Genomic DNA, 19,734 nt, shown 5'->3' on the forward strand with positions numbered 1-19,734 from the left:
TACTCCTTCGACTGTTGCGCGCATGAGGCGGCCTTGGGCAACCCGGCATTGTGTGCTGCCCCCTGCGCAACTTTCTCCCGACCGCCGCGCCTGTCAAGCGTAGGTCATGGGTCCGCGGCAGCAACCCCTTCCGCCTGAGGTTGTTCACAACGCCGGCCGCCATGTCGCTCAAGTCGCCGTATCAGGCACTTTACCGGAACAAAACGTAGACAGTTCTGGTCTTTCGCTACCGAATCACTACATTCGGGGGCGATGTCCGGCTTTTCCGAAGACATGCCCTTTTTCGACGAACCCGATGCGCGGCCCACGGCCCCGTCGGGCATTGCCGCGCGCGCCATGGCTGCCCGCGGCGGCCAAAACAACGCGCCGGACTATCTGAGGGGGCTTAACCCCGAGCAGCGGCTTGCGGTGGAGACCACCGAAGGCCCGGTTCTGGTGCTGGCCGGCGCCGGCACCGGCAAGACCCGCGTGCTGACCACCCGCATCGCCCACATCCTCGCCACCGGCAGGGCGTTCCCGTCGCAGATCCTCGCCGTCACCTTTACCAACAAGGCCGCGCGCGAGATGAAGCAGCGCATCGGCATCCTGATCGGCGAAGGCAATGTCGAGGGCATGCCCTGGCTCGGCACCTTCCACTCGATCGGGGTGAAGCTGCTGCGCCGCCATGCCGAGCTTGCCGGCCTGAGATCCGACTTCACCATCCTCGACACGGACGACGTCGTGCGGCTGATCAAGCAGCTCATCCAGGCCGAGGGCCTGGACGACAAGCGCTGGCCCGCGAAACAGTTCGCCCAGATGATCGACGGCTGGAAGAACAAGGGCCAGGGCCCGGCCGACATCGCCGAGGGCGATGCGCGCAGCTTCGCCAACGGCAAGGGCCGCGAACTCTACAAGGCCTATCAGGAGCGCCTGCAGACACTGAACGCCTGCGACTTCGGCGACCTGCTCTGCCACCCGATCCGCATCTTCCGCGCCAATCCCGATGTGCTGAAGGACTATCACCGGCGCTTCAAATACATCCTCGTCGACGAATACCAGGACACCAACACCGCCCAATACATGTGGCTGCGCCTCCTGGCGCAAAGGCCGGAAGGCAAGCCAATCTCCCCCCTAGAGGGGGAGATGTCCGGCAGGACAGAGAGGGGCGCCTCGCGCCGACAGGCCGGAGGGACAGCGCCCTCCTCTGTCGCCTCCGGCGACATCTCCCCCACAACGGGGGAGATTGGGCGCTCTTCGACCGAAGCCCGCACCACTGTTAACATTTGCTGCGTTGGCGATGACGACCAGTCGATCTATGGCTGGCGCGGCGCCGAGGTCGACAACATCCTGCGCTTCGACAAGGATTTTCCCGGCGCCACCATCATCCGGCTGGAGCGCAATTACCGCTCGACCGCGCACATACTGGGGGCCGCCTCCCATCTCATCGCCTACAATGAGGGCCGTTTCGGCAAGACGCTGTTCACCGACCGCAACGATCCCGAGGACGGCAAGGTCAACGTCCACGCCGCCTGGGATTCGGAGGAGGAAGCCCGCGCCATCGGCGAAACCATCGAGGCCTACCAGCGCCAGAAGCATAATTTGAACGACATGGCGATCCTTGTCCGCGCGTCCTTCCAGATGCGCGCCTTTGAGGACCGCTTCATCACGCTCGGTCTGAACTACCGCGTCATCGGCGGCCCGCGTTTCTACGAACGCATGGAAATCCGCGACGCGCTGGCCTTCTTCCGCGTCGTCGCCAACAGCACCGACGACCTCGCCTTCGAGCGCATCGTCAATGTGCCGAAGCGCGGCCTGGGCGAAGCGACCATCCGCCAGATCCACGACACGGCGCGCAGCCTGCGCATCCCGATGCTGGAGGCGGCGGGAACGCTTGCCGAAAGCGACGAGCTGAAGCCGAAACCCCGCGCCGCGCTGCGCGAGGTCGCGGCCAATTTCGAGCGCTGGCAGAAGGCGCTGGAAACCACGCCGCATACCGAGCTCGCCGAGACCATTCTCGAAGAGAGCGGCTACACCGACATGTGGAAGAACGACCGCTCGGCGGAAGCCCCCGGCCGGCTCGAGAACCTGAAGGAGCTGATCCGCTCCATGGAGGAGTATGAATCGCTGCGCTCCTTCCTCGAACATGTCGCCCTGGTCATGGATGCCGAGCAGAATGCAGGGCTCGATGCCGTTTCCATCATGACGCTGCACTCGGCCAAGGGCCTCGAATTCGAGACCGTCTTCCTGCCCGGCTGGGAGGAAGGCCTCTTTCCCCATCAGCGCGCGCTGGACGAAGGCGGCCGCTCAGGCCTGGAGGAAGAGCGGCGGCTCGCCTATGTCGGCCTGACGCGGGCCAAGAAGAACCTGCATATCTGGTTCGTCTCCAACCGCCTCATCCACGGCCTGTGGCAATCGACGATCCCGTCACGCTTCCTCGAGGAACTGCCGGAAGCCCATGTCGAGGTCGCCGAAGCCGGCAATTCCTACGGCGGCTACGGCAATCCCTATGGCGGCGGCTCGTTCGCGTCCGGCCGTGGCGGCGGCCAAGGGGCAGGAAGACAGAACCCGTATGGCGCCTCGCGCTTCGACAATATCGGCGCCAATTCGGGTGGCGGGGAAAAGTCCGGCGCCTTCTCCAACACCTATTCGACGCCGGGCTGGCAGCGCGCACAGGCCAACCGCACCGAGGCGACCGACCGCAACTGGGGCACGCGCTCGGGCCATCAGGTCGAACGCATCGGCTATGGCGAGACAGACTCCGGCTACGGCGCCGGCCGCACCAGCGTAAAGGGCCGCACCATCGACGGCGAACTGGTCGCCAAATCCGTCTCCGACACGCCGTCGGCTTTCAGCGTCGGCGACCGCGTCTTCCACCAGAAATTCGGCAACGGCAATATTTCAGCCATCGAAGGCAACAAGCTGACCATCGACTTCGACAAAGCCGGCCAGAAACGCGTGCTGGATGGATTTGTGGCGGCGGTGTGAGTTGAATTCGGCTAGCCTCGTAGGCCGGCTTTCCACCTCAATCCACCTTCTTCTCGCCCTTCTCGCCAGCCTTCACAATATCCCCCGTGGTGAACAGAATCTCCTTCAGTTCCACGCGCCAGTCCGTCTTCTGACGCAGCAGGAATTCGAGGTCCATGCCGAAATGCTTGAACTCTTCGCTCTGCGCGTTCTTCATGATCGCCTTGGCCTGCGGGTCCTTCTCCACCGACATGCGCTGTTCGTACCAGCTGATTGCTTCCGCCTCCTCGATCAGCGAGGTGATCATGCGAGCAAAGGTCCGCACTTCCTGCGACAGTTCTTCCGGCGGTTCGTGATACTGGTCGAAACCCATGTCGTCCTCCCTCAACGGCTCGCGAATGAAGCCAGGCATTGGCCCGCTTCCATGAATGCGTGGGAAGCGCCGCGGGTTCCGGGACAACGGCCACAATTCAGGACGGTGGATCCGCGAGCTATCTCACGACACCGGTGCCGCGCCGCCCTCTTCCGTGCGCCGCGCGATGAATGCATCGAGCACGCCTGACGTGGCGGCCGCCGTTGCCGGCGGCTCGAAATCGGCGAGGATGCGTTTCCAGACGCCGGTGGCGCGTTCGGTGGCGTTCTTCGACCCGCTTTGCGTCCAGTTGCCGAAATTCGACCAGTCGGCCACCAGCGGCTCGTAGAAGGCGGTACGGTAGCGCGCCATGGTATGGCTGGCCGAGAAGAAGTGGCCGCCCGGCTGCACTTCGGCGATGGCCTCGAAGCCGATTGCGTCGTCGTCGCCGGGCGTTGCTGTACAAAGTTCCGCGACCGTCTGCAGCGCTTCGATGTCGGTGACCAGCTTTTCCAGGGAAACACTCAAGCCTCCTTCCAGCCAGCCGGCCGCATGGATGCAGACGGTGGCGCCCGAAAGCACCGAGCCCCACAGCGCGAACTGCGTCTCGTGCGCGGCCTGCGCGTCCGAAATGTTGGCGGCGCTGCCGCCGCCCGAGCGCCAGGGCAGACCGGTGAAGCGCGCCAGTTGGCCCGCACCGAGCGTGGCCTTAACGTGCTCCGGCGTGCCGAAGGCCGGTGCTCCCGATTTCATGTCGACATTGGAGGAGAAGGAACCGTAGACCACCGGCGCGCCCGGCCGCACGATCTGCGCCAGCGTCAGCCCGGCCAGCGCTTCGGCATGCTGCAGCGTGAGGGCGCCGGCCACTGTGATCGGCGCCATCGCACCGGCCAGGCAGAACGGCGTGATGATCAGGACTTGGCCCGCCTTGGCGAAGTCGATGATGCCTTGCGCCATGGGAACATCGAGCTGGCGCGGCGAGTTGGTGTTGATGACGGTGTAGCAATGCGCGCCCGAGCGGAACTCGTCCTCGGACAGCCCGCGGGCCAGCCTGATCATCTCGAAACTGTCATCGACCTGCGGCGTGCCGCGCGCGAACACGAATGGGAATTTGTCGGACAATGTCAGCTGCGCCCGATTGACGGCATAATGGCGAAAACGATTGTCGATGTCCTGCGGTTCGATACACGGTCCCAGCATGTGCAAGACATCGAAATGCTGCACCAGCTTGATGAGCTCCTCGAAGGCGACCAGCGTTCCGGGGCGCCGGCCGCGGTCGAGATCGGTGACGTTGGGCGCGCCGGAGCCCGCCAGGAACGTCATCGAGCCCAGTTCGAGCGACAGATCACGAGCACGCGCGCCTGCATTGGCGTGGATCGATCGCGGCGCCGAGGCTAGGGCTGCCACCACCATGTCGCGGCCGATGCGCACCATGTCGGTGTCGGGATCGACCAGGGCGCCGGCGCGGGCGAACACTTCGCGCGCCTCGGGCAGCAGCACCTTGATGCCCAGTTCTTCCAGCACGCGCAGCGCCGTGTCGTGGATCGACGCCACCTGGTCGTCGGAAAAGATCGGCTGTGGCAGGAATGGGTTCTTCAGCGAGCGGTAATTGGGCTTGCGGCTTGATTCGCTGCCGGCCTCGCCCGTGCGTCCGCGCCGGCGTTCGCGCCTGCTGTCTCGTGCCGCCTCATCGATCATCGCGAATTCCCTCCTCATTGCCGCATCGCCTTGCCCTGGGGGATCATAGGGCGAGACCGCGATGACCCGCGCAGGCCGTTCGACGCCGACACTGTGCACGCAAAGCTGCGTTCCCTCCCCGGCGAAATCGTCGTCCACCAACGCCAGCGCGACGCTCTTGCCGATCGTGTAGCCAAATCCGCCCGAGGTGACGAAGCCGCGCGGCGGCCTCAAGGCTTCCCTTCCGGTCAGTTCGAAGCCGGCACTCTATATGTACTAGACATAAGTGTCCAGTACGCTGGCGGACCGGCATCGCGCACTGTCACGCAAGCATCATGTTCACGCCTTAGATCGCTTTTGGGGAGGCGCGCGCGGCATCGTCGATGCGGCACCTCTTTCCGTTCTTGTCCTTCGGCCGCTCCGGCATGCTTCGTCACAAAGGGGATTGTCCATGAAACACCCGCACCGAACCGCCTCGCTCGGCGTCGCGCTGGCCTTGTTCACCGCCCTGACACCGGCGCTTGCCGACGGCGTGGCCTACATCAACAAGGGCCTGGTCGGCGTCGGCCGCATGCCGGCTGCTCAGCGCGACAAGTTCGGCGAGACCTTCGGCTCGGGCTCCGGCATGGCAATCGACACTACAGGCTGGACGCATGATGCCGGCACCTACAAGGGATCGCTCTGGCTCCTGCCCGACCGTGGCTACAATGTCGCCGGTACCACCGACTACCGGCCGCGCCTCAACACCATCGGCATCGAGTTCACGCCTGTCGCGCCGGGTGCGGCTCCCGCCGCCGGCCAGGAGCAGACGGGCGTCAAGGCGACGCTTGCCGACACCATGCTTCTCACCGACGACAAGGGCGCCGATGCCACCGGCCTCGATCCGCTGTCGGATGTACGCGCCGCGGCCGGCGACATGCCGATGCTGCCCGTCGCCACCAACGGCAAGCTCGCTCTCGACAATGAGGCCATCGTGCGGCTGCCCGACGGTTCGATGTTCATCTCCGACGAGTACGGCCCCAACATCTACAGGTTCTCCGCGCAAGGCCGCCTGATGTCGGCGACCCAGCCGCCGGCGGCCCTCGTGCCGATGCGCAAGGGAGCGCCGAACTTCTCCTCCGACAATCCCGGTCCGGCTGCCGCCGACCCTGATCCGAAGGATCCCGAAACCGGGCGCCAGAACAACCAGGGCCTCGAAGGCATGGCGATGACGCCGGACGGCAAGTTCCTGATCGCCGTGCTGCAGTCGGCGCCGAGGCAGGACGGCGGCGATTCACCCTCGACGCGCCAGAACACCCGGGCGTTGGTTTACGATGCCTCCGACCTCGCCCATCTGAAGCTCGCGCATGAATACGTCGTGCCGCTGCCGGTGTTCAAGGATGCCAAGGGCAAGACCAAGGTCGCCGCGCAGAGCGAGATCGTGGCGCTTTCGGACACATCCTTCCTGATGCTGGCGCGCGACAGCGGCAACGGCCAGGGCCTGAAGAAGGGTGACGCTTCGCTCTACCGCCAGATCAACATCGTCGACGTGTCCGGGGCGACCGACATCGCGGGCGGCGCCTTCGACGCGGCCGACAAGCCGCTAGCGCCCAAGGGCGTGCTTGATCCCTCGGTGACGCCGGCCAAGCTGACGCCGTTCATCGACATCAACGCCGCCGCCGAGCTTGGCCGCTTCGGCCTGCACAATGGTGGGGCGAAGGACCACAACGAGCTTTCGGAGAAGTGGGAAGCGATGTCGTTGGCCAGCGTCCTCGACCCGAAGCTGCCCGACGACTATTTCCTGTTCGTCGGCAACGACAACGACTTCCTCGCCCAGGACGGCTTCCAGGTCGGCGCGCCCTACAAGGCCGATGACGGCGCCGATGTCGACACCATGTTCCTGGTCTATCAGGTCACGCTGCCGGGTCTCGGCAAGAAGTAACGATCACCGCACAAGCGGGCGCGCCTGGCGCGTCCGCCTGAGCAGGTCGTGAAGGCTTACTTCAAGAACTCGGCGTCCTTCGGCACGCCCGCATCGATCGGCTCGGCCGTCCTGCTCGACACGGCCATGATCTTGCCGGCGGCAGACAGGTTGGGCCGCACGAAGACCTGGGCGGGGCCGTTGACGCGGCTGTAGAGGTCGATGATGTCCTGGTTCATGAAGCGCACGCAGCCGGACGACGCGTTCTTGCCGATGGAATCCCATTCCGGCGTGCCGTGCAGCCGGTACATCGTGTCCTTGCCGTCGCGGAAGAGATAGAGCGCGCGGGCGCTTGGGATCAATATCCCATTCCGCAAGCTTTGAGAACAGGATGGATCATGGCGTGAGCACCGTGGACCGTTCGCGCCCCGCATCGACCTGTCGGGTTGAATCTGCAATCATCGCGCACCGGACTCGAGATAGGCTCTGTCGGCAATGAACGAAAAAATGCCCGCGCGTCGGCGCACCGGCGACCTGACCAGCGGCCCGATCCCACGCACGCTGCTGCTCTTCGCCTTGCCGGTGCTCGGCTCCAACGTTCTGCAATCGCTGAACGGCTCGGTCAATGCCGTTTGGGTTGGCCGCTTCCTCGGCGAATCGGCGCTGACGGCGACCTCCAACGCCAACCTTGTCCTGTTCCTGATCCTCGGCACGGTGTTCGGCATCGGCATGGCGGCCACCATCCTGGTGGCGCAGTCGGTCGGCGCCCGCGACCTGCCCGAGGCACGCCGCATCGTCGGCACCAGCGCCACTTTCTTCTTCCTCGTTTCGGTGGTCTTCGCGGTCTGCGGCTGGATCTGGGTCGACGCCATCCTGGGCGCGCTTGGCACGCCGGCCGACGCCTTGCCGCTCGCACGCTCCTACCTGCGCATCATCTTCGTCGCCGTGCCGATGATGAACCTCCTGTCCTTCGTCATGACCGTGCTGCGCGGTGCGGGCGATTCCCGCACGCCCTTCATCTTCATGGCGCTGGCGGTCGTGCTCGACATCGTGCTCAATCCCCTGCTCATCCGCGGCATCGGCCCGTTTCCCGAACTCGGCATCGCCGGGTCCGCCACCTCGACGCTGATCGGCCAGACCCTGAGCGTTATCGCCATCCTCGTCGTGCTCTACGCGCGCAAGCATCCGTTGCGGCTGGCCGGCACCAATCTCGCCCTGCTTCGCCCGGATCCGGCGCTGCTGCGCATCGTCGTCTTCAAGGGCGTGCCGATGGGCCTGCAGATGATCGTCATCTCGGCGGCGGCACTGACGGTGATGGGCATCGTCAATTCCTATGGTTCGCAAGTCGCCGCCGCCTACGGCATCGCCGCGCAGCTCTGGACCTACATCCAGATGCCGGCGCTCGCGATCGGCGCCGCGGTTTCTTCCATGGCGGCGCAGAATGTCGGCGCCGGCCGCTGGGACCGGATCGGCCGCGTTGCCGCCTCCGCGTCGGCTTCAACCTCGTCCTGACCGGCGCCCTCGTCGCGCTGCTATGGGTCTTCGATCGCTCGATCCTGAGCCTGTTCCTGAGCAGTGACAGCGCCGCGATCGATATCGCCGCCCACATCAACACCGTAGCATCCTGGTCGTTCATCCTGTTCGGCATCACCATCGTGCTGTTCGCCACGGTGCGCGCCACGGGAGCCGTGATGCCGCCGCTGATCATCCTGGTGATCTCGGTGCTCATCGTGCGCACCGGCTTTGCCTATTACATGCGCGGCGTGATCGGCGAGGAAGCGCTGTGGTGGAGTTTCCCGGCCGGTTCGATCGCCTCGCTGGTCCTGGCCGCGGCCTACTACCGCTTCGGCGGCTGGCGCACCTTGCACATGATCGAGAACAGGCCGGCTGCCGGCGAACCGCCCGACACCGGGCTCGGCGTGCCGCGCCAGCGCGCGAACATGGCACCTGAAACGCCTAACGGCTGAAGCACGGCTGCTCAACGCCTCTGTCTGAGCCCGAAGGCGAGCGCCACCAGCGCGAACGCGATGATCATGGCCGCGAAGGCCAGGCTCGCGGCGACGGGGCTGGCATAGGTCGACACGACGCCGATGCCGATGACAGGCAAGGCGTTGCCGACAAAGCAGCAGACGAAGAAGCTGGACACCACTTCGGCACGGCGGTCCTGCGGCGCGATCTCGTTCACCACCTGCAGGCCGCCTCGGTAGCCAAGCGCGGCCACGACACCGCAGCTGGCCGTCGCCACGATCATCAGCGTCATCGAGGCCAGCATCTGCGCCGCCACCACCACCAGCACGCTTGGGATCATCAGGGCCAGGGCGGCCAGCATGGCCTTGCTGCTCTGCACCCGCATCAGCGCCACGATGCTGGCCGCAGCGACGATCGCCAGTTCAAAGAACAGCGCGCCGGCAACGGCATGGTTCGTTTCGTGCAGCTGCTGCGCCAGGATGCTCGGCGCCAACGCGGCATAGAAGCCGACCAGCGCCATCGCGCCGAAACCGGTCACCGCCGGTGCGACGAAGCGCGTGCGTATCTTCTGAGGCACGGAGAGGCGCGGCCGCATCGAAATCCGCCCGAGGCCACCCGGCTTCGCCACCGTTTCACGGGTACGCCAGACCAGGACCGCCACCACCGCGAGTGCCACGAGATAGACGACGAAGACCAGCCGCAGGGGCCAGGGCTCGTATTGAGCCAACAGGCCCGATATCAGCGACCCGAAACCGAGACCGAGGAAATTGGTGCTGGTGGTGATGACGCTGGCACGTGATTTGTCGGCGGCGGGGAGAAGCTCGGCAATCCAGGCGGTTCCCGTTCCGGCGCCAACGCCGATGCCAAGCCCGCTCAGGATGCGCGCCACGTCGAGCGAGACGACATTTCCGGCGAACAGGAAGATAAGCGCGCTGACAATGGCCACGATCATCGCCGCCAGGGCGGTGGGTCGGCGTCCGACAACATCCGACACGCCACCGAACACCAGCAAGGCGCCGAGATTGCCGACAACATAGACCGCGTAGATCAGCGTCAAGGTGATCTGCGAAAAGCCGAACTGCTGCTTGTAGATGATATAGAGAGGCGTCAGCGCCGTGCTGCCGGCAAACAGCACCGCGATCATCGCCGCGACAGTCGGGATCGCGAGGACGTCGCCGGCCTCGTTCTGAGTTTGCGCCAAATCACGAAAGGCCATGGCCAACCTCGTCATCAGTTTCAGGGATCGCGACGTTAACGCGCCCTTCCCGCCGGTGTTCCGGTGAACGGCCACGCTCCTGACACCACGGTGGGCCTTGCCTGACCAGGCCGATGAACGCACAAATGCGGATCAGGGTCTGCGGCCCCGATCCATCACGGCACCCCTTGTGCCGTATCAGATGCAATCAGTCTATTTGCGGGAAACCGGGCCTACTTGCAGGAAAAACCGGGCGCGATCTTGCACTTGCCGGGACGCGGCTTGTGCGGTGGGCGATGGTGCGGAGGGCGGTGATGGCCGATGGTGCCAGTATGGCGGCCGATGCGGCGGGCGCACGATGATAACCGGCGGATGCACGACTTGGGCCCGCGAGAGATAGCCGGAGCTGGCCCAGCCGCTCACACCGCCGCCATGGATCCTGCACCAGCCAGGCTGGCAGCCGGTCACGTCAACCCGGAAGCCGGCCGGCAGCGTCCCGACCTTGGCGTATTCCGCGCCAGGCCCGGTACGCACGTTGAGGCTGGTCGTGGTATGGGCGCCGTAGGCGAAGGCAGCGGCGGACGTCCCGAAGAAGGCGGCCAGAATGGTCGCTATCGCAAGCAGAAATCGAAATCTCATCGGTCCCTCCATCGAGTGCCGGCCGTTCGACTGCTTCGGCCGGGACAGCATCGCAACGGGAGAGGCCGCGGCAAGAAAAGTCAACAAGCTGCCAGGGCCGATCACCACGATCACCGGTCCTGCGTGGAAGTTTCCCCTGATATAGTTGAGGAGTTTTCCTCGCACTGTTTATCGCGCGCCAACATCCGCTAACGATTACTATCTTTCGGCAACTCATCGCGGACTGGGGTGGTGATCATGGGCAAAGGTAGGGTCGAGGCATTCACCGACGGCGTGATGGCGATCATCATCACCATCATGGTGCTGGACCTGAAGGTGCCGGAAGGCGAGGATTTTTCGGCGCTGCTGCCGCAGTGGCCGATCTTCCTGTGCTACGTGCTCTCCTTCATCAATGTCGGCATCTACTGGAACAATCTGCACAATATGTTCCACACCGTGCAGCGTGTCGACGGCCACGTGCTTTGGGCGAACCTGCATCTGTTGTTCTGGCTGTCCCTGATGCCGATGACGACCGCCTTCATGGGCGAGAACCATTTCGCCACGGTTCCCGTCGCGGTTTACGGTTTCGACCTTGTAATGTGTGCGACCGCCTACAGCATCCTGGTCATTGCGCTGCATCGGCTGCATGGGCCGGATACCGCATTCGCCAAGGCGATCGGCCGCGACCGCAAGGGGAGGATTTCGCTCACCGTCTACATAGCGGCCGTTGGACTGACCTTCCTCGACCGGTGGATCGGCGTCGCGCTCTATGTCGCCGTCGCCCTGGTCTGGCTGGTGCCGGATACGCGTTTTTCGCGCGTTCTCGAAAAATAGCTCTTTGTCCGGCGCAATCCCCTAGGGAAAGCGCTATGCGCTTTTCCCGGGAAAACCGCCTCACGCCTCTCTTGGAATTGCTTAACCGCGCATCGCCTTCAGCTTCTCCGCCACGGAAGCGGCAAGGTCGGCATAGCGCTCTTCCAGCCGCTCCGCCGCCTTGATGATCGAGAAATCATGGCCGAACTTCTCCAGCGCCATGCGCAGCTTCTCGACGAACTCCGCTTGTTTTTCCAATGCGGAGAACAAGGTTTTCACCTGGGCTTCGCTGATATCCGGGTTGGCCAGCATCTGTGGCACCTCGCGCCCCATCTGGTCGCCGGTGGCGGTCTGCTCCTTCAGAATTGCAACCCAATCCGTCAATCGGAAATCTCCCTTTTGGCATCGCAGCATGCGCAGCCACGACCGGACTGGTCAACCCGACAAGCCCCGACGGCGGCTTGCACAAGCCCGTTCCGGCGCTAAGTTCGGCGCCATCGAAAAAGGAAAGCATCGCCGATGATCCCCGATACCGAGATCCAGACCGCCTTGCCCGCGCTTGGCCAAGGCAATACCGCCGTCATCACCGGCGCCGCCAGCGGCATTGGTCTTGCGGCGGCCAAACGGCTGGCGCTGATGGGCATGAAGATCGTGCTCGCCGACATTGGCGGCCCGCGCCTCGACGATGCCTCGCGAGCCGTTGCCGCGATTGCCGGCGAAGACGCCGTGCTTGCCGTTGCATCGGACGTGTCGAAGGCCGATGAGGTGGATCGTTTGGCCGACCGGGCATTCGGCGCCTTCGGCGACGTCTCGCTGCTGATAAACAATGCCGGCGTCGGCGACAACCCGGGAAAACCCTGGGACAACCGCGACGGCTGGAAACGGCTGCTCGACATCAATTTCTGGGGCGTCGTGCATGGCGTCGAAGCCTTCGCGCCACGCATGCTCGCATCGGCCAAGCCGGGCCTGATCGTCAACACCGGCTCCAAGCAAGGCATCACCACGCCGCCCGGCAACCTCGCCTACAACGTTTCCAAGGCCGGCGTGAAGACCTTTACCGAGGGTCTGGCGCATGCGCTGAGGAATGAGCCTGGCGCCCGCCTGTCGGCGCATCTGCTTATCCCCGGCTTCACCTATACCGGCCTGACCGAAGGCGCGACGGAAAAGCCGGCGGGGGCGTGGACCGGTGAGCAGGTGATTGATTTCATGCTGGAATCGCTGGTCAGGGGTGACTTCTACATCCTGTGCCCCGACAATGAGGCCGCGCGGCCGCTGGACGAAAAGCGCATGGCCTGGGCGATCGGCGACATCATCGAAAACCGCCCTGCCTTGTCGCGCTGGCACCCCGACCACAAGGATGCGTTCGCGGCGTTCATGAAAGGCTGAGCCTCAAGCCACGCTCTTTTTCGCGCCCCGCTTCTGGGCAACCGCCTTCTTGGCCGCCATGGTGGCGACCTTCTCGTCGTGCCGCTTAGCCGCCCGCTCGCATTTGGCGCGGATCTCCTGGACCTCGGCTTCAGTCAGGTGCTCGATGCCGATGAAGGTGTTTTTGGCCGCGCTGACCCGTATCAGCTCATCGAGCTTGGCCTGGATCGCCGCGCCGTCGCGATTCTGGGTGTTCTGGATGAGAAACACCATCAGGAAGGTGATGATTGTCGTCCCGGTGTTGATCACCAGTTGCCAGGTGTCCGAGAACGCGAAGAGTGGCCCGCTTAGGCCCCAGACGATGACGATCAGGCAACAGAGTGCGAACGTGGGGGACAGGCCAGCAAGGTGAGCTACCCGGTTGGCGATTTTGGTGAAAAGCTTCTCGATCATGAACTCCCTCAGACAGCGCGGCTCCGTGCGGGCACAAGAGGAAACAACCACCAGCCATTTCAGGTTCCCGCGGCCAAAAAATACAACCGATACAATTAAATGCACGCGAAGCGCGCATTCGGCACAAAACACACCTTATCGGTTCAATGTCATGGTAGCCGCGCAGGCAAGAGCCTGTTCCTTCCGCTTCACAGCGGTTTACCTCCAGCCCCTTCCGCCGCGCCACCCCCGCATGGCGGAAGGGGTTTCATTCCGGAGAGCGCCAAGAACAGCTCCCTGCGCAGCCGTGACGGCGAGGCCCAAACCGTTCTCCGCGGGAGATTAAACGGCGTCGTTTTCCCAGCGGTCGAGGAAGGCTTCGATCGGCATTGCCTGCATGTCGGGAACCGCCCTGGCGAGTTTCTCGACCGGCCAGTCCCACCAGGCGAGAGCCTCGATGCGTGCCGCTATTTCAGGGGCAAAGCGCAGCCTGATCGGCTTCGCCGGCACGCCGGCGACGATCGTGTAGGATGGCACGTCCCGCGTCACCACCGCATTGGCGCCGATGACCGCGCCATTGCCGATGGCGATGCCAGGCAAGATGACCGCGCCGTGGCCGATCCAGACATCATGGCCGATGGTCACGGCCTTCGACCGCCGCCGCTCGCGAAACGCGGCATCGACACCCAGCCAGCGAAAATATTCGTTCGGCCGATAGCTGACCTTATGCTGGGTCAGCCGCTCGATCGGATGCTCCAGCGCATTGATGCGGCTGTTGGCGGCGATGGAGCAGAATTTGCCGATCGTCGTATAGATCGCCTCGGCATGACGTTCGAAATAGGAGAAATCGCCGACGATCACCTCGCGCAGCACGACGCGTTCGCCGATCGCGGCGTAGCGGCCAAGCTTGCAGCCCTTCATCTCCGCCGTTGGATGGATGCGCGGCTCGGGGTCTTTCGCGACGAGATCTTCGGAACGGTCCATGCCGGCGGCTTTACGTCAGGTCGATTGGTCCCGCAAGCAGGAGCCGATCATCGTCAGAGTAGCACCAGGAAGAGTTCGCCCGCCTATTTCGGCTTGCTGTTGCTCCACACCACGTTCTGGCCGTAGAGCGGCACCGTCGTAACCGACATCTTGGCCGAGCCGTTCTGCACCTGGCGCGAGTGCGACAGATAGATCAGCGTCTCGTTCTTCTTGTCGTAGATGCGGTTCACCACCTGCTTCTTCCAGATCAGGCTGAGACCTTGCTTGAATACCTCCTCGCCGCCCTCGCTCATGTCGATGTCGCCGATGGTGATTGGCCCGGTCTGGCGGCACGAAATCGAGGAGTCGCTGGGATCCTCGAACCAATTGCCCTTGTGCAGGCGGTCGATGACGCTTCGGTCGAAATAGGAGACATGGCAGGTCACGCCATCCACCTTCGGGTCCTTGATCGCGTCGATGATGATGTCGTTGCCGACCCAGTCGACGCCGACCTTGCCGACTTCCTCGGCAACGGCGCTACCGGCGCCAAGCGCAACGCATGCCGCCAACGCGCCGCCGATCAGTTTCCGCCCAGTCAGTTTGAGCCCAATCAGTTCGAGCAAAGAAGCCTCCTCGGTTCGAGTTGCCGGTCTCAGGTGGGGCGGGCTGTGCGGCTTTGCAAGCAGATGCGTCAACACCACAGCGGTTGCGGCAACGCGGCACTTTGCCTGTGCGAGGCTGAACCGCTAAGACTGTGGCCGAACAAGGGGCGCACGGCTTTGGCCGGCGCGCCATGACATTACAGACGGACTTTTCTGATGATGCGTTCTATCCTGGTCGGCATTCTCGTCCTGATGGCCGCCGGCATCGGCTGGCTGACCTTCGACTGGTATCGCGGCCACTATGGCGGCGAGCCATTCGGTGCGGCGTTCACCCTGGTCGACCAGAAAGGCGCACCGATTACCGAGGCCGCTTTCCGGGGCCAGCCCAGCGTCGTCTTCTTCGGCTTCACCCATTGCCCTGAAGTCTGCCCGACCACGCTGTTCGAACTCTCCGGCTGGCTGAAGACGCTCGGCGACGACGGCAAGAACTTGCACGCCTATTTCGTCTCGGTCGATCCGGAGCGCGATACACCGCAGGTCATGAACGCCTATGTCAGCAATTTCTCCGACCGCATCACCGGCATTACCGGCGACCCTGACAAGGTCCATGCCATGGCCAAGGCATTCGGCATCTACTGGAAGAAGGTCGACACCGGCGACGGCGACTACACCATGGACCACACCGCCTCGGTGCTGCTGCTCAACGCCAAGGGCGACTTTGCCGGCACGATCGCCTATGGCGAGAGCGCCGACACCGCCGTGGAGAAGCTGAAGCGCCTCGCCGCGAACGGCTGACCAGAATTCACATGACCCAAACGCGGCTCCATTTCACCACCGGAAAGATCGAGGCCGAGCGCATCTTCGCGGCGCTCGAAACGTCCTTCGAGGATGAAGGCCTGCCGATCGCCGTGCTGGAGGTCGACGAAGACGCCGACATCCATGAGGTCTCGCTCTATGCCGATGGCGACGTCGACGCGGTTGAGGCGCGGCTGAAGGACATTCTCGCCGGCCTCGCCTTGTCGAGACCGGTCGAGCGCGAGGCGCTGCCCGACATCGACTGGGTGGCACGTTCCCTGGAAGGCCTGAAGCCGGTGCGCGCGGGCCGGTTCTTCGTCCATGGCGCGCATGACAGCAGGAAGCGCCATAGCGGCGAGCTCGCCATCGAGATCGAGGCGGGCCTTGCCTTCGGCACCGGCCATCACGGCACCACCGCCGGATGCCTCGAAATGCTGGAGAAAGTCGTGCGGCGCGAGCACCCGCGCAACGCGCTCGACCTCGGCACAGGCAGTGCGGTGCTGGCGATCGCCGTCGCCAAGCTGGCGCATATTCCGGTGCTGGCCACCGACATCGATCCGGTGGCGGTCAAGGTCGCCGCCGCCAATGCGCGGCTGAACCACGTCAAGGCGCTCATCGAGACGGTGACCGCGCCGGGCTTTCATCACCCGATCTTCGCCAGGCGCGCGCCCTTCGACCTCATCGTCGCAAACATATTGGCGCGGCCGCTGATGCGGCTGGCGCCGCAAATGGCAGGGCATATCGCGCTTGGCGGCTCGATGGTGCTGTCAGGCATCCTAGACCGCCAGCGCGATGCGGTGGTATCGGCCTATGTCGGCCAGAATTTCCGCCATATCAGCACCTTACACCGCGAAGGCTGGGTGACGATCCACCTCAAGCACTGAGGCCGGCAAAGCCATCGCCGGTCCTCAATGGCCTCGAATCCTGGAGCTTGATGCGTGTCGGCAAGGCGGCATCGCCAAGAGAATGCAGGCGCCGTCCATTTCTGGCCACGGCTGGACCAGCCCCATTTGGTTGTCAGCCAGGCAATGCTGTAGCAGGTTGCGCCAGCCGGAAATCGATTCCGATTTCCAGGCCCATGCGCTACGGTCAAGCTGATATCAAGAGGCCCATCATGTTCCAGACCTTCGATTCCGCGGGCGATCCGGCAGTCGGCAAGCCACGCGTGGCGCTGCTGCGCCAATGGCTCAGCGACAATGGCCTCGATGGCTTCATCGTTCCGCGCGCCGACGAGCACCAGGGCGAATACGTCGCCGATCGTTCTGCACGGCTGAAATGGCTGACCGGCTTCAGCGGCTCGGCCGGCGTCGCCGTCGTGCTGCGCGACCGCGCCTTCGTCTTTGTCGACGGGCGCTACACGCTGCAGGTACGCAACGAAGTCGACCTCGGCATCTTTTCGATCGAGAGCCTGGTCGACAATCCGCCCGCTGTCTGGCTCAGGGACAACATCGGCAAAGGGGCGCGGCTGGGCCTCGATCCCTGGCTGCACACGATCAGCGAGGTCAAGGCGCTGCAGGCCTCCGCCGATAAGACCGGCGCGGTGCTGGTGCCGCTAGACAGGAACCCGATCGACATCATCTGGAAGGATCAGCCCCCCGCACCCGTAACCCCCGTCGAACTGCACCCGATCGGCTTTGCCGGCGAGCTCGCCAAGGACAAGCTGGCGCGGCTGGCAACGGCGATCGGCAAGGACGGCGCCACCCATGCGGTGCTGACCGACCCCTCCTCTATCGCCTGGGCCTTCAATATTCGTGGCGGCGACGTCCCGCATACGCCGCTGGCGCTCGGCTTCGCCATTCTCGCCGCCGACGGATCGCACCAGCTTTTCATGGATCGACGCAAGTTCTCCCGTCAGGTGGCGGCCTATCTCACCCAGCTTGCCGATCCGCACGAACCCGGCGAATTCGACGCCGCGATCGTGGCGCTTGCCAAAAGCGGCGCGAAAATCGCGCTCGATCCGGTGCTGGCGGCCGACCGCCTTCGCATGCTGGTCGAGGACAATGGCGGCACGGTGATTGCCGCGCCCGATCCCGCCCGTATTCCGCGCGCCACCAAAAACCAGGCCGAGACCAACGGCTCACGCGCCGCGCATCGCCGCGACGGCGCGGCGGTGGCCAAGCTTTTGTGCTGGCTCGACCGGCAGCAGCCCGGCTCCCTCGACGAGATCGCGGTCGTCACCAGGCTCGAAGAGACCCGCCGGCAGACCGGCGAGGAAACCCAGATGCCGCTGCGCGACGTCTCCTTCGACACTATTTCCGGCGCCGGCCCGAACGGCGCCATCATGCATTACCGCGTCTCGCGCGCCACCAGCCGCAAGCTGCAGGCTGGTGAGCTGTTCCTGCTCGATTCCGGCGCGCAATACCAGGATGGCACCACTGACATCACCCGCACCGTACCAATCGGCCAGCCGACCGAGGAGATGCGCGAGCGCTTCACGCTGGTGCTGAAAGGCATGATCGGCATTTCGACGTTGCGCTTCCCCGCCGGCACGCGCGGCTCCGAGATCGACGCCGTCGCCCGCATGGCGTTGTGGAAGCATGGCTGCGATTTCGCCCATGGCACCGGTCATGGCGTCGGCTCGTACCTGGCCGTGCATGAGGGTCCGCAACGCATCGCCCGCACCGGCACCGAAAAGCTGCTCGAGGGCATGATGCTGTCCAACGAGCCTGGTTATTACAAGGAAGGCGCCTACGGCATCCGCATCGAGAACCTCATTCTGGTGACGCCGGCCGAACAGATCGAGGGCGGCGACATCGCCATGCACGGCTTCGAGACGCTGACGCTGGCGCCGATCGACGTCAGGCTGGTGCGATCGGACCTGCTGACTCGTGACGAGCTGCACTGGCTCGACACCTACCACGCCCGCGTGCTTACCGAGATCGGTCCGATGCTCGACGGCGAAACGCTGGCCTGGCTGGAAAAGGCGACAGCACCGCTGCCGCACGACGCGAAGATTTGAATTTTTGAGGCGCCAAGGGCGATGCGCCCTACCCCACGAACTGCCGTGCCAGGATCAGCACCACCGCCCCGGCCAGAAACATCGCCATCAGCCCGCCGCGCAGCGAAACCACCGCCGTGACGACCAGGGCTGCCCACTCCGCCGGTCCGGCATTCAACAGTTCCGGCGCCACCAGCGTGGTCAACACGGCAGCCGGCACGGCGTTGAGACCGGCTTCCACGCGCGGATGGATGTGATCGAAGCGAGAGATGACCAGATGGCCACCGATGCGCGTGAGATAGGTGGCGATCGCGCCGGCGATGATGATCCAGAATGTTGTGCTCATGACCTTGCCTCCACGCCGCTGTGGTGCGGCGGCAGAATGACGGCGAGCAGCACGCCGGCGACGGCACCTATGGAGACGTGCCAGGGCGAACCCACCGTCTTGTAAGCGACGATCGAGGCGCAGGCACTGGCGACGACCACCGGCAACCACAAGGGGCGCTTGCGGAAGCCCATCACGAGGCCGAGGAAATAGATCGGCAGCAGGAAATCGATGCCCAGCGCATGGGTGTCCGGGATGAGCTTGCCGAACAGCGCGCCGAGCGCGCTTTCGACGATCCAGAACAGATAGACCGGCAGGCCAAGCCCCAGATACCAGGCGAAGCCGACCGTTTGTCCGGACTGCGCCCGCGCCTCCGCGACCGCGAATTGCGGGTCGGTGAGGATGAAATAGCCGAGAGCCTGCTGGATGACAGGCCAGTGCGCGATGCGCCGTCCAATGCCAGCGGAATAGAGCACGTGGCGGAAATTGACGGCGAAGATCGAGAGCACGACCAGCCACGGCGCGACATGCTGGCCGAACAGCTGGATGCCGACCATCTGGCTGGCGCCGCCATAGACCAGCGCGCTCATCAGGAAGGCTTCGAGGACCGAGAAGCCATTGTCGACGGCGAGCGCGCCGAACAGCACGGCGAACGGCGCCGACGCCACCACGACCGGCATGGAGAGCCGCACGCCCTGCCAGAAATCGCTTTTGCCGCCGCTCTTAGAAATCACGTCCGTCGCCATCGGCCACTCCTGATGCATGTCGCCCAAAACAGCGTAGCGGTTTTGGGACAACGACATGCACGACAACAAAGGGAGTGGCGGTATTTAGGTGGCATGCCTTGC

The 19,734-nt window shown here is 64.4% G+C and carries 19 protein-coding genes and 1 pseudogene; 9 read left to right on the forward strand and 11 right to left on the reverse strand.

Annotated elements, in window-relative coordinates; all coding sequences use genetic code 11:
* Nucleotides 1-252 precede the first annotated feature (252 nt).
* Nucleotides 253-2,964, forward strand: a complete 2,712-nt coding sequence (locus O7A60_RS02935) for an ATP-dependent helicase (protein WP_337104949.1) — start codon at nucleotides 253-255, stop codon at nucleotides 2,962-2,964.
* A gap of 37 nt (nucleotides 2,965-3,001) precedes the next feature.
* Here the strand turns inward: O7A60_RS02935 and O7A60_RS02940 are convergent, their stop codons facing one another.
* Nucleotides 3,002-3,316, reverse strand: a complete 315-nt coding sequence (locus O7A60_RS02940; protein ID WP_149902611.1) for a ferritin family protein — start codon at nucleotides 3,314-3,316, stop codon at nucleotides 3,002-3,004.
* A 123-nt stretch (nucleotides 3,317-3,439) separates the two neighbouring features.
* Nucleotides 3,440-5,206, reverse strand: a complete 1,767-nt coding sequence (locus tag O7A60_RS02945) for a trimethylamine methyltransferase family protein (RefSeq protein WP_337104950.1) — start codon at nucleotides 5,204-5,206, stop codon at nucleotides 3,440-3,442.
* Between the two features lie 217 nt (nucleotides 5,207-5,423).
* Here O7A60_RS02945 and O7A60_RS02950 point away from each other — a divergent pair, with 217 nt between their 5' ends.
* Nucleotides 5,424-6,893: an esterase-like activity of phytase family protein gene (locus tag O7A60_RS02950; RefSeq protein ID WP_337104951.1), complete on the forward strand. Its 1,470-nt coding sequence runs from the start codon at nucleotides 5,424-5,426 to the stop codon at nucleotides 6,891-6,893.
* Between the two features lie 56 nt (nucleotides 6,894-6,949).
* On the opposite strand, the pseudogene O7A60_RS02955 reads toward O7A60_RS02950, so the two are convergent.
* A pseudogene (locus O7A60_RS02955) lies at nucleotides 6,950-7,222 on the reverse strand (L,D-transpeptidase); the annotation flags it as partial.
* Between the two features lie 157 nt (nucleotides 7,223-7,379).
* Here O7A60_RS02955 and O7A60_RS02960 point away from each other — a divergent pair.
* Nucleotides 7,380-8,384, forward strand: coding sequence for an MATE family efflux transporter (locus tag O7A60_RS02960; RefSeq protein ID WP_337104953.1), 1,005 nt, complete (start codon nucleotides 7,380-7,382; stop codon nucleotides 8,382-8,384).
* A gap of 17 nt (nucleotides 8,385-8,401) precedes the next feature.
* Nucleotides 8,402-8,839, forward strand: coding sequence for an MATE family efflux transporter (locus tag O7A60_RS02965; protein WP_337105195.1), 438 nt, complete (start codon nucleotides 8,402-8,404; stop codon nucleotides 8,837-8,839).
* A gap of 11 nt (nucleotides 8,840-8,850) precedes the next feature.
* On the opposite strand, the gene O7A60_RS02970 is transcribed toward O7A60_RS02965, so the two are convergent.
* Nucleotides 8,851-10,056, reverse strand: coding sequence for an MFS transporter (locus O7A60_RS02970; RefSeq protein WP_337104954.1), 1,206 nt, complete (start codon nucleotides 10,054-10,056; stop codon nucleotides 8,851-8,853).
* 192 nt (nucleotides 10,057-10,248) lie between these two features.
* Complete coding sequence (locus O7A60_RS02975; protein ID WP_337104955.1) at nucleotides 10,249-10,674, reverse strand: SH3 domain-containing protein; 426 nt, start codon at nucleotides 10,672-10,674, stop codon at nucleotides 10,249-10,251.
* Between the two features lie 237 nt (nucleotides 10,675-10,911).
* Between O7A60_RS02975 and O7A60_RS02980 the strand changes: the two genes are divergently transcribed.
* On the forward strand, nucleotides 10,912-11,487 hold the full coding sequence (locus O7A60_RS02980; protein WP_337104956.1) for a TMEM175 family protein: 576 nt from the start codon (nucleotides 10,912-10,914) through the stop codon (nucleotides 11,485-11,487).
* 81 nt (nucleotides 11,488-11,568) lie between these two features.
* Here the strand turns inward: O7A60_RS02980 and O7A60_RS02985 are convergent, their stop codons facing one another.
* Entirely contained in the window at nucleotides 11,569-11,850 is a 282-nt protein-coding gene (locus O7A60_RS02985) for a hypothetical protein (protein ID WP_023792142.1), read from the reverse strand.
* Nucleotides 11,851-11,985: 135 nt separating this feature from the next.
* Here O7A60_RS02985 and O7A60_RS02990 point away from each other — a divergent pair, with 135 nt between their 5' ends.
* Nucleotides 11,986-12,852, forward strand: a complete 867-nt coding sequence (locus tag O7A60_RS02990; RefSeq protein WP_337104957.1) for an SDR family NAD(P)-dependent oxidoreductase — start codon at nucleotides 11,986-11,988, stop codon at nucleotides 12,850-12,852.
* Between the two features lie 3 nt (nucleotides 12,853-12,855).
* Here O7A60_RS02990 and O7A60_RS02995 read toward each other — a convergent pair whose 3' ends face one another.
* The 3 genes from O7A60_RS02995 to O7A60_RS03005 all read right to left on the reverse strand — a co-directional run bounded on the left by O7A60_RS02995 (nucleotide 12,856) and on the right by O7A60_RS03005 (nucleotide 14,849).
* The gene (locus tag O7A60_RS02995) at nucleotides 12,856-13,284 is read right to left on the reverse strand and encodes a low affinity iron permease family protein (RefSeq protein ID WP_337104958.1); all 429 of its coding nucleotides are present in this window, start codon (nucleotides 13,282-13,284) and stop codon (nucleotides 12,856-12,858) included.
* 321 nt (nucleotides 13,285-13,605) lie between these two features.
* Nucleotides 13,606-14,247 carry a DapH/DapD/GlmU-related protein gene (locus O7A60_RS03000; protein ID WP_337104959.1) on the reverse strand — a complete coding sequence of 214 codons (642 nt, stop codon included), beginning with the start codon at nucleotides 14,245-14,247 and terminating at the stop codon, nucleotides 13,606-13,608.
* An 83-nt stretch (nucleotides 14,248-14,330) separates the two neighbouring features.
* Nucleotides 14,331-14,849 carry a CreA family protein gene (locus O7A60_RS03005; protein ID WP_140502441.1) on the reverse strand — a complete coding sequence of 173 codons (519 nt, stop codon included), beginning with the start codon at nucleotides 14,847-14,849 and terminating at the stop codon, nucleotides 14,331-14,333.
* A gap of 195 nt (nucleotides 14,850-15,044) precedes the next feature.
* Here O7A60_RS03005 and O7A60_RS03010 point away from each other — a divergent pair, with 195 nt between their 5' ends.
* The 3 genes from O7A60_RS03010 (at nucleotide 15,045) to O7A60_RS03020 (ending at nucleotide 18,582) form a co-directional block, all read left to right on the forward strand.
* A complete protein-coding gene (locus O7A60_RS03010) occupies nucleotides 15,045-15,623 on the forward strand; it encodes an SCO family protein (protein WP_337104960.1) in 579 nt (192 codons plus the stop codon).
* Nucleotides 15,624-15,634: 11 nt separating this feature from the next.
* Nucleotides 15,635-16,507, forward strand: coding sequence for a 50S ribosomal protein L11 methyltransferase (locus O7A60_RS03015; RefSeq protein WP_337104961.1), 873 nt, complete (start codon nucleotides 15,635-15,637; stop codon nucleotides 16,505-16,507).
* 230 nt (nucleotides 16,508-16,737) lie between these two features.
* Nucleotides 16,738-18,582 carry an aminopeptidase P family protein gene (locus tag O7A60_RS03020; RefSeq protein ID WP_337104962.1) on the forward strand — a complete coding sequence of 615 codons (1,845 nt, stop codon included), beginning with the start codon at nucleotides 16,738-16,740 and terminating at the stop codon, nucleotides 18,580-18,582.
* Nucleotides 18,583-18,610: 28 nt separating this feature from the next.
* Here the strand turns inward: O7A60_RS03020 and O7A60_RS03025 are convergent, their stop codons facing one another.
* Complete coding sequence (locus O7A60_RS03025; protein ID WP_027141660.1) at nucleotides 18,611-18,907, reverse strand: AzlD family protein; 297 nt, start codon at nucleotides 18,905-18,907, stop codon at nucleotides 18,611-18,613.
* A complete protein-coding gene (locus O7A60_RS03030; protein ID WP_337104963.1) occupies nucleotides 18,904-19,632 on the reverse strand; it encodes an AzlC family ABC transporter permease in 729 nt (242 codons plus the stop codon). The genes O7A60_RS03025 and O7A60_RS03030 overlap by 4 nt, the downstream gene beginning before the upstream one ends.
* Nucleotides 19,633-19,734: the final 102 nt, after the last annotated feature.

The organism is Mesorhizobium salmacidum (SeqCode), assembly GCF_037179605.1.
Classification (GTDB): domain Bacteria; phylum Pseudomonadota; class Alphaproteobacteria; order Rhizobiales; family Rhizobiaceae; genus Mesorhizobium; species Mesorhizobium salmacidum.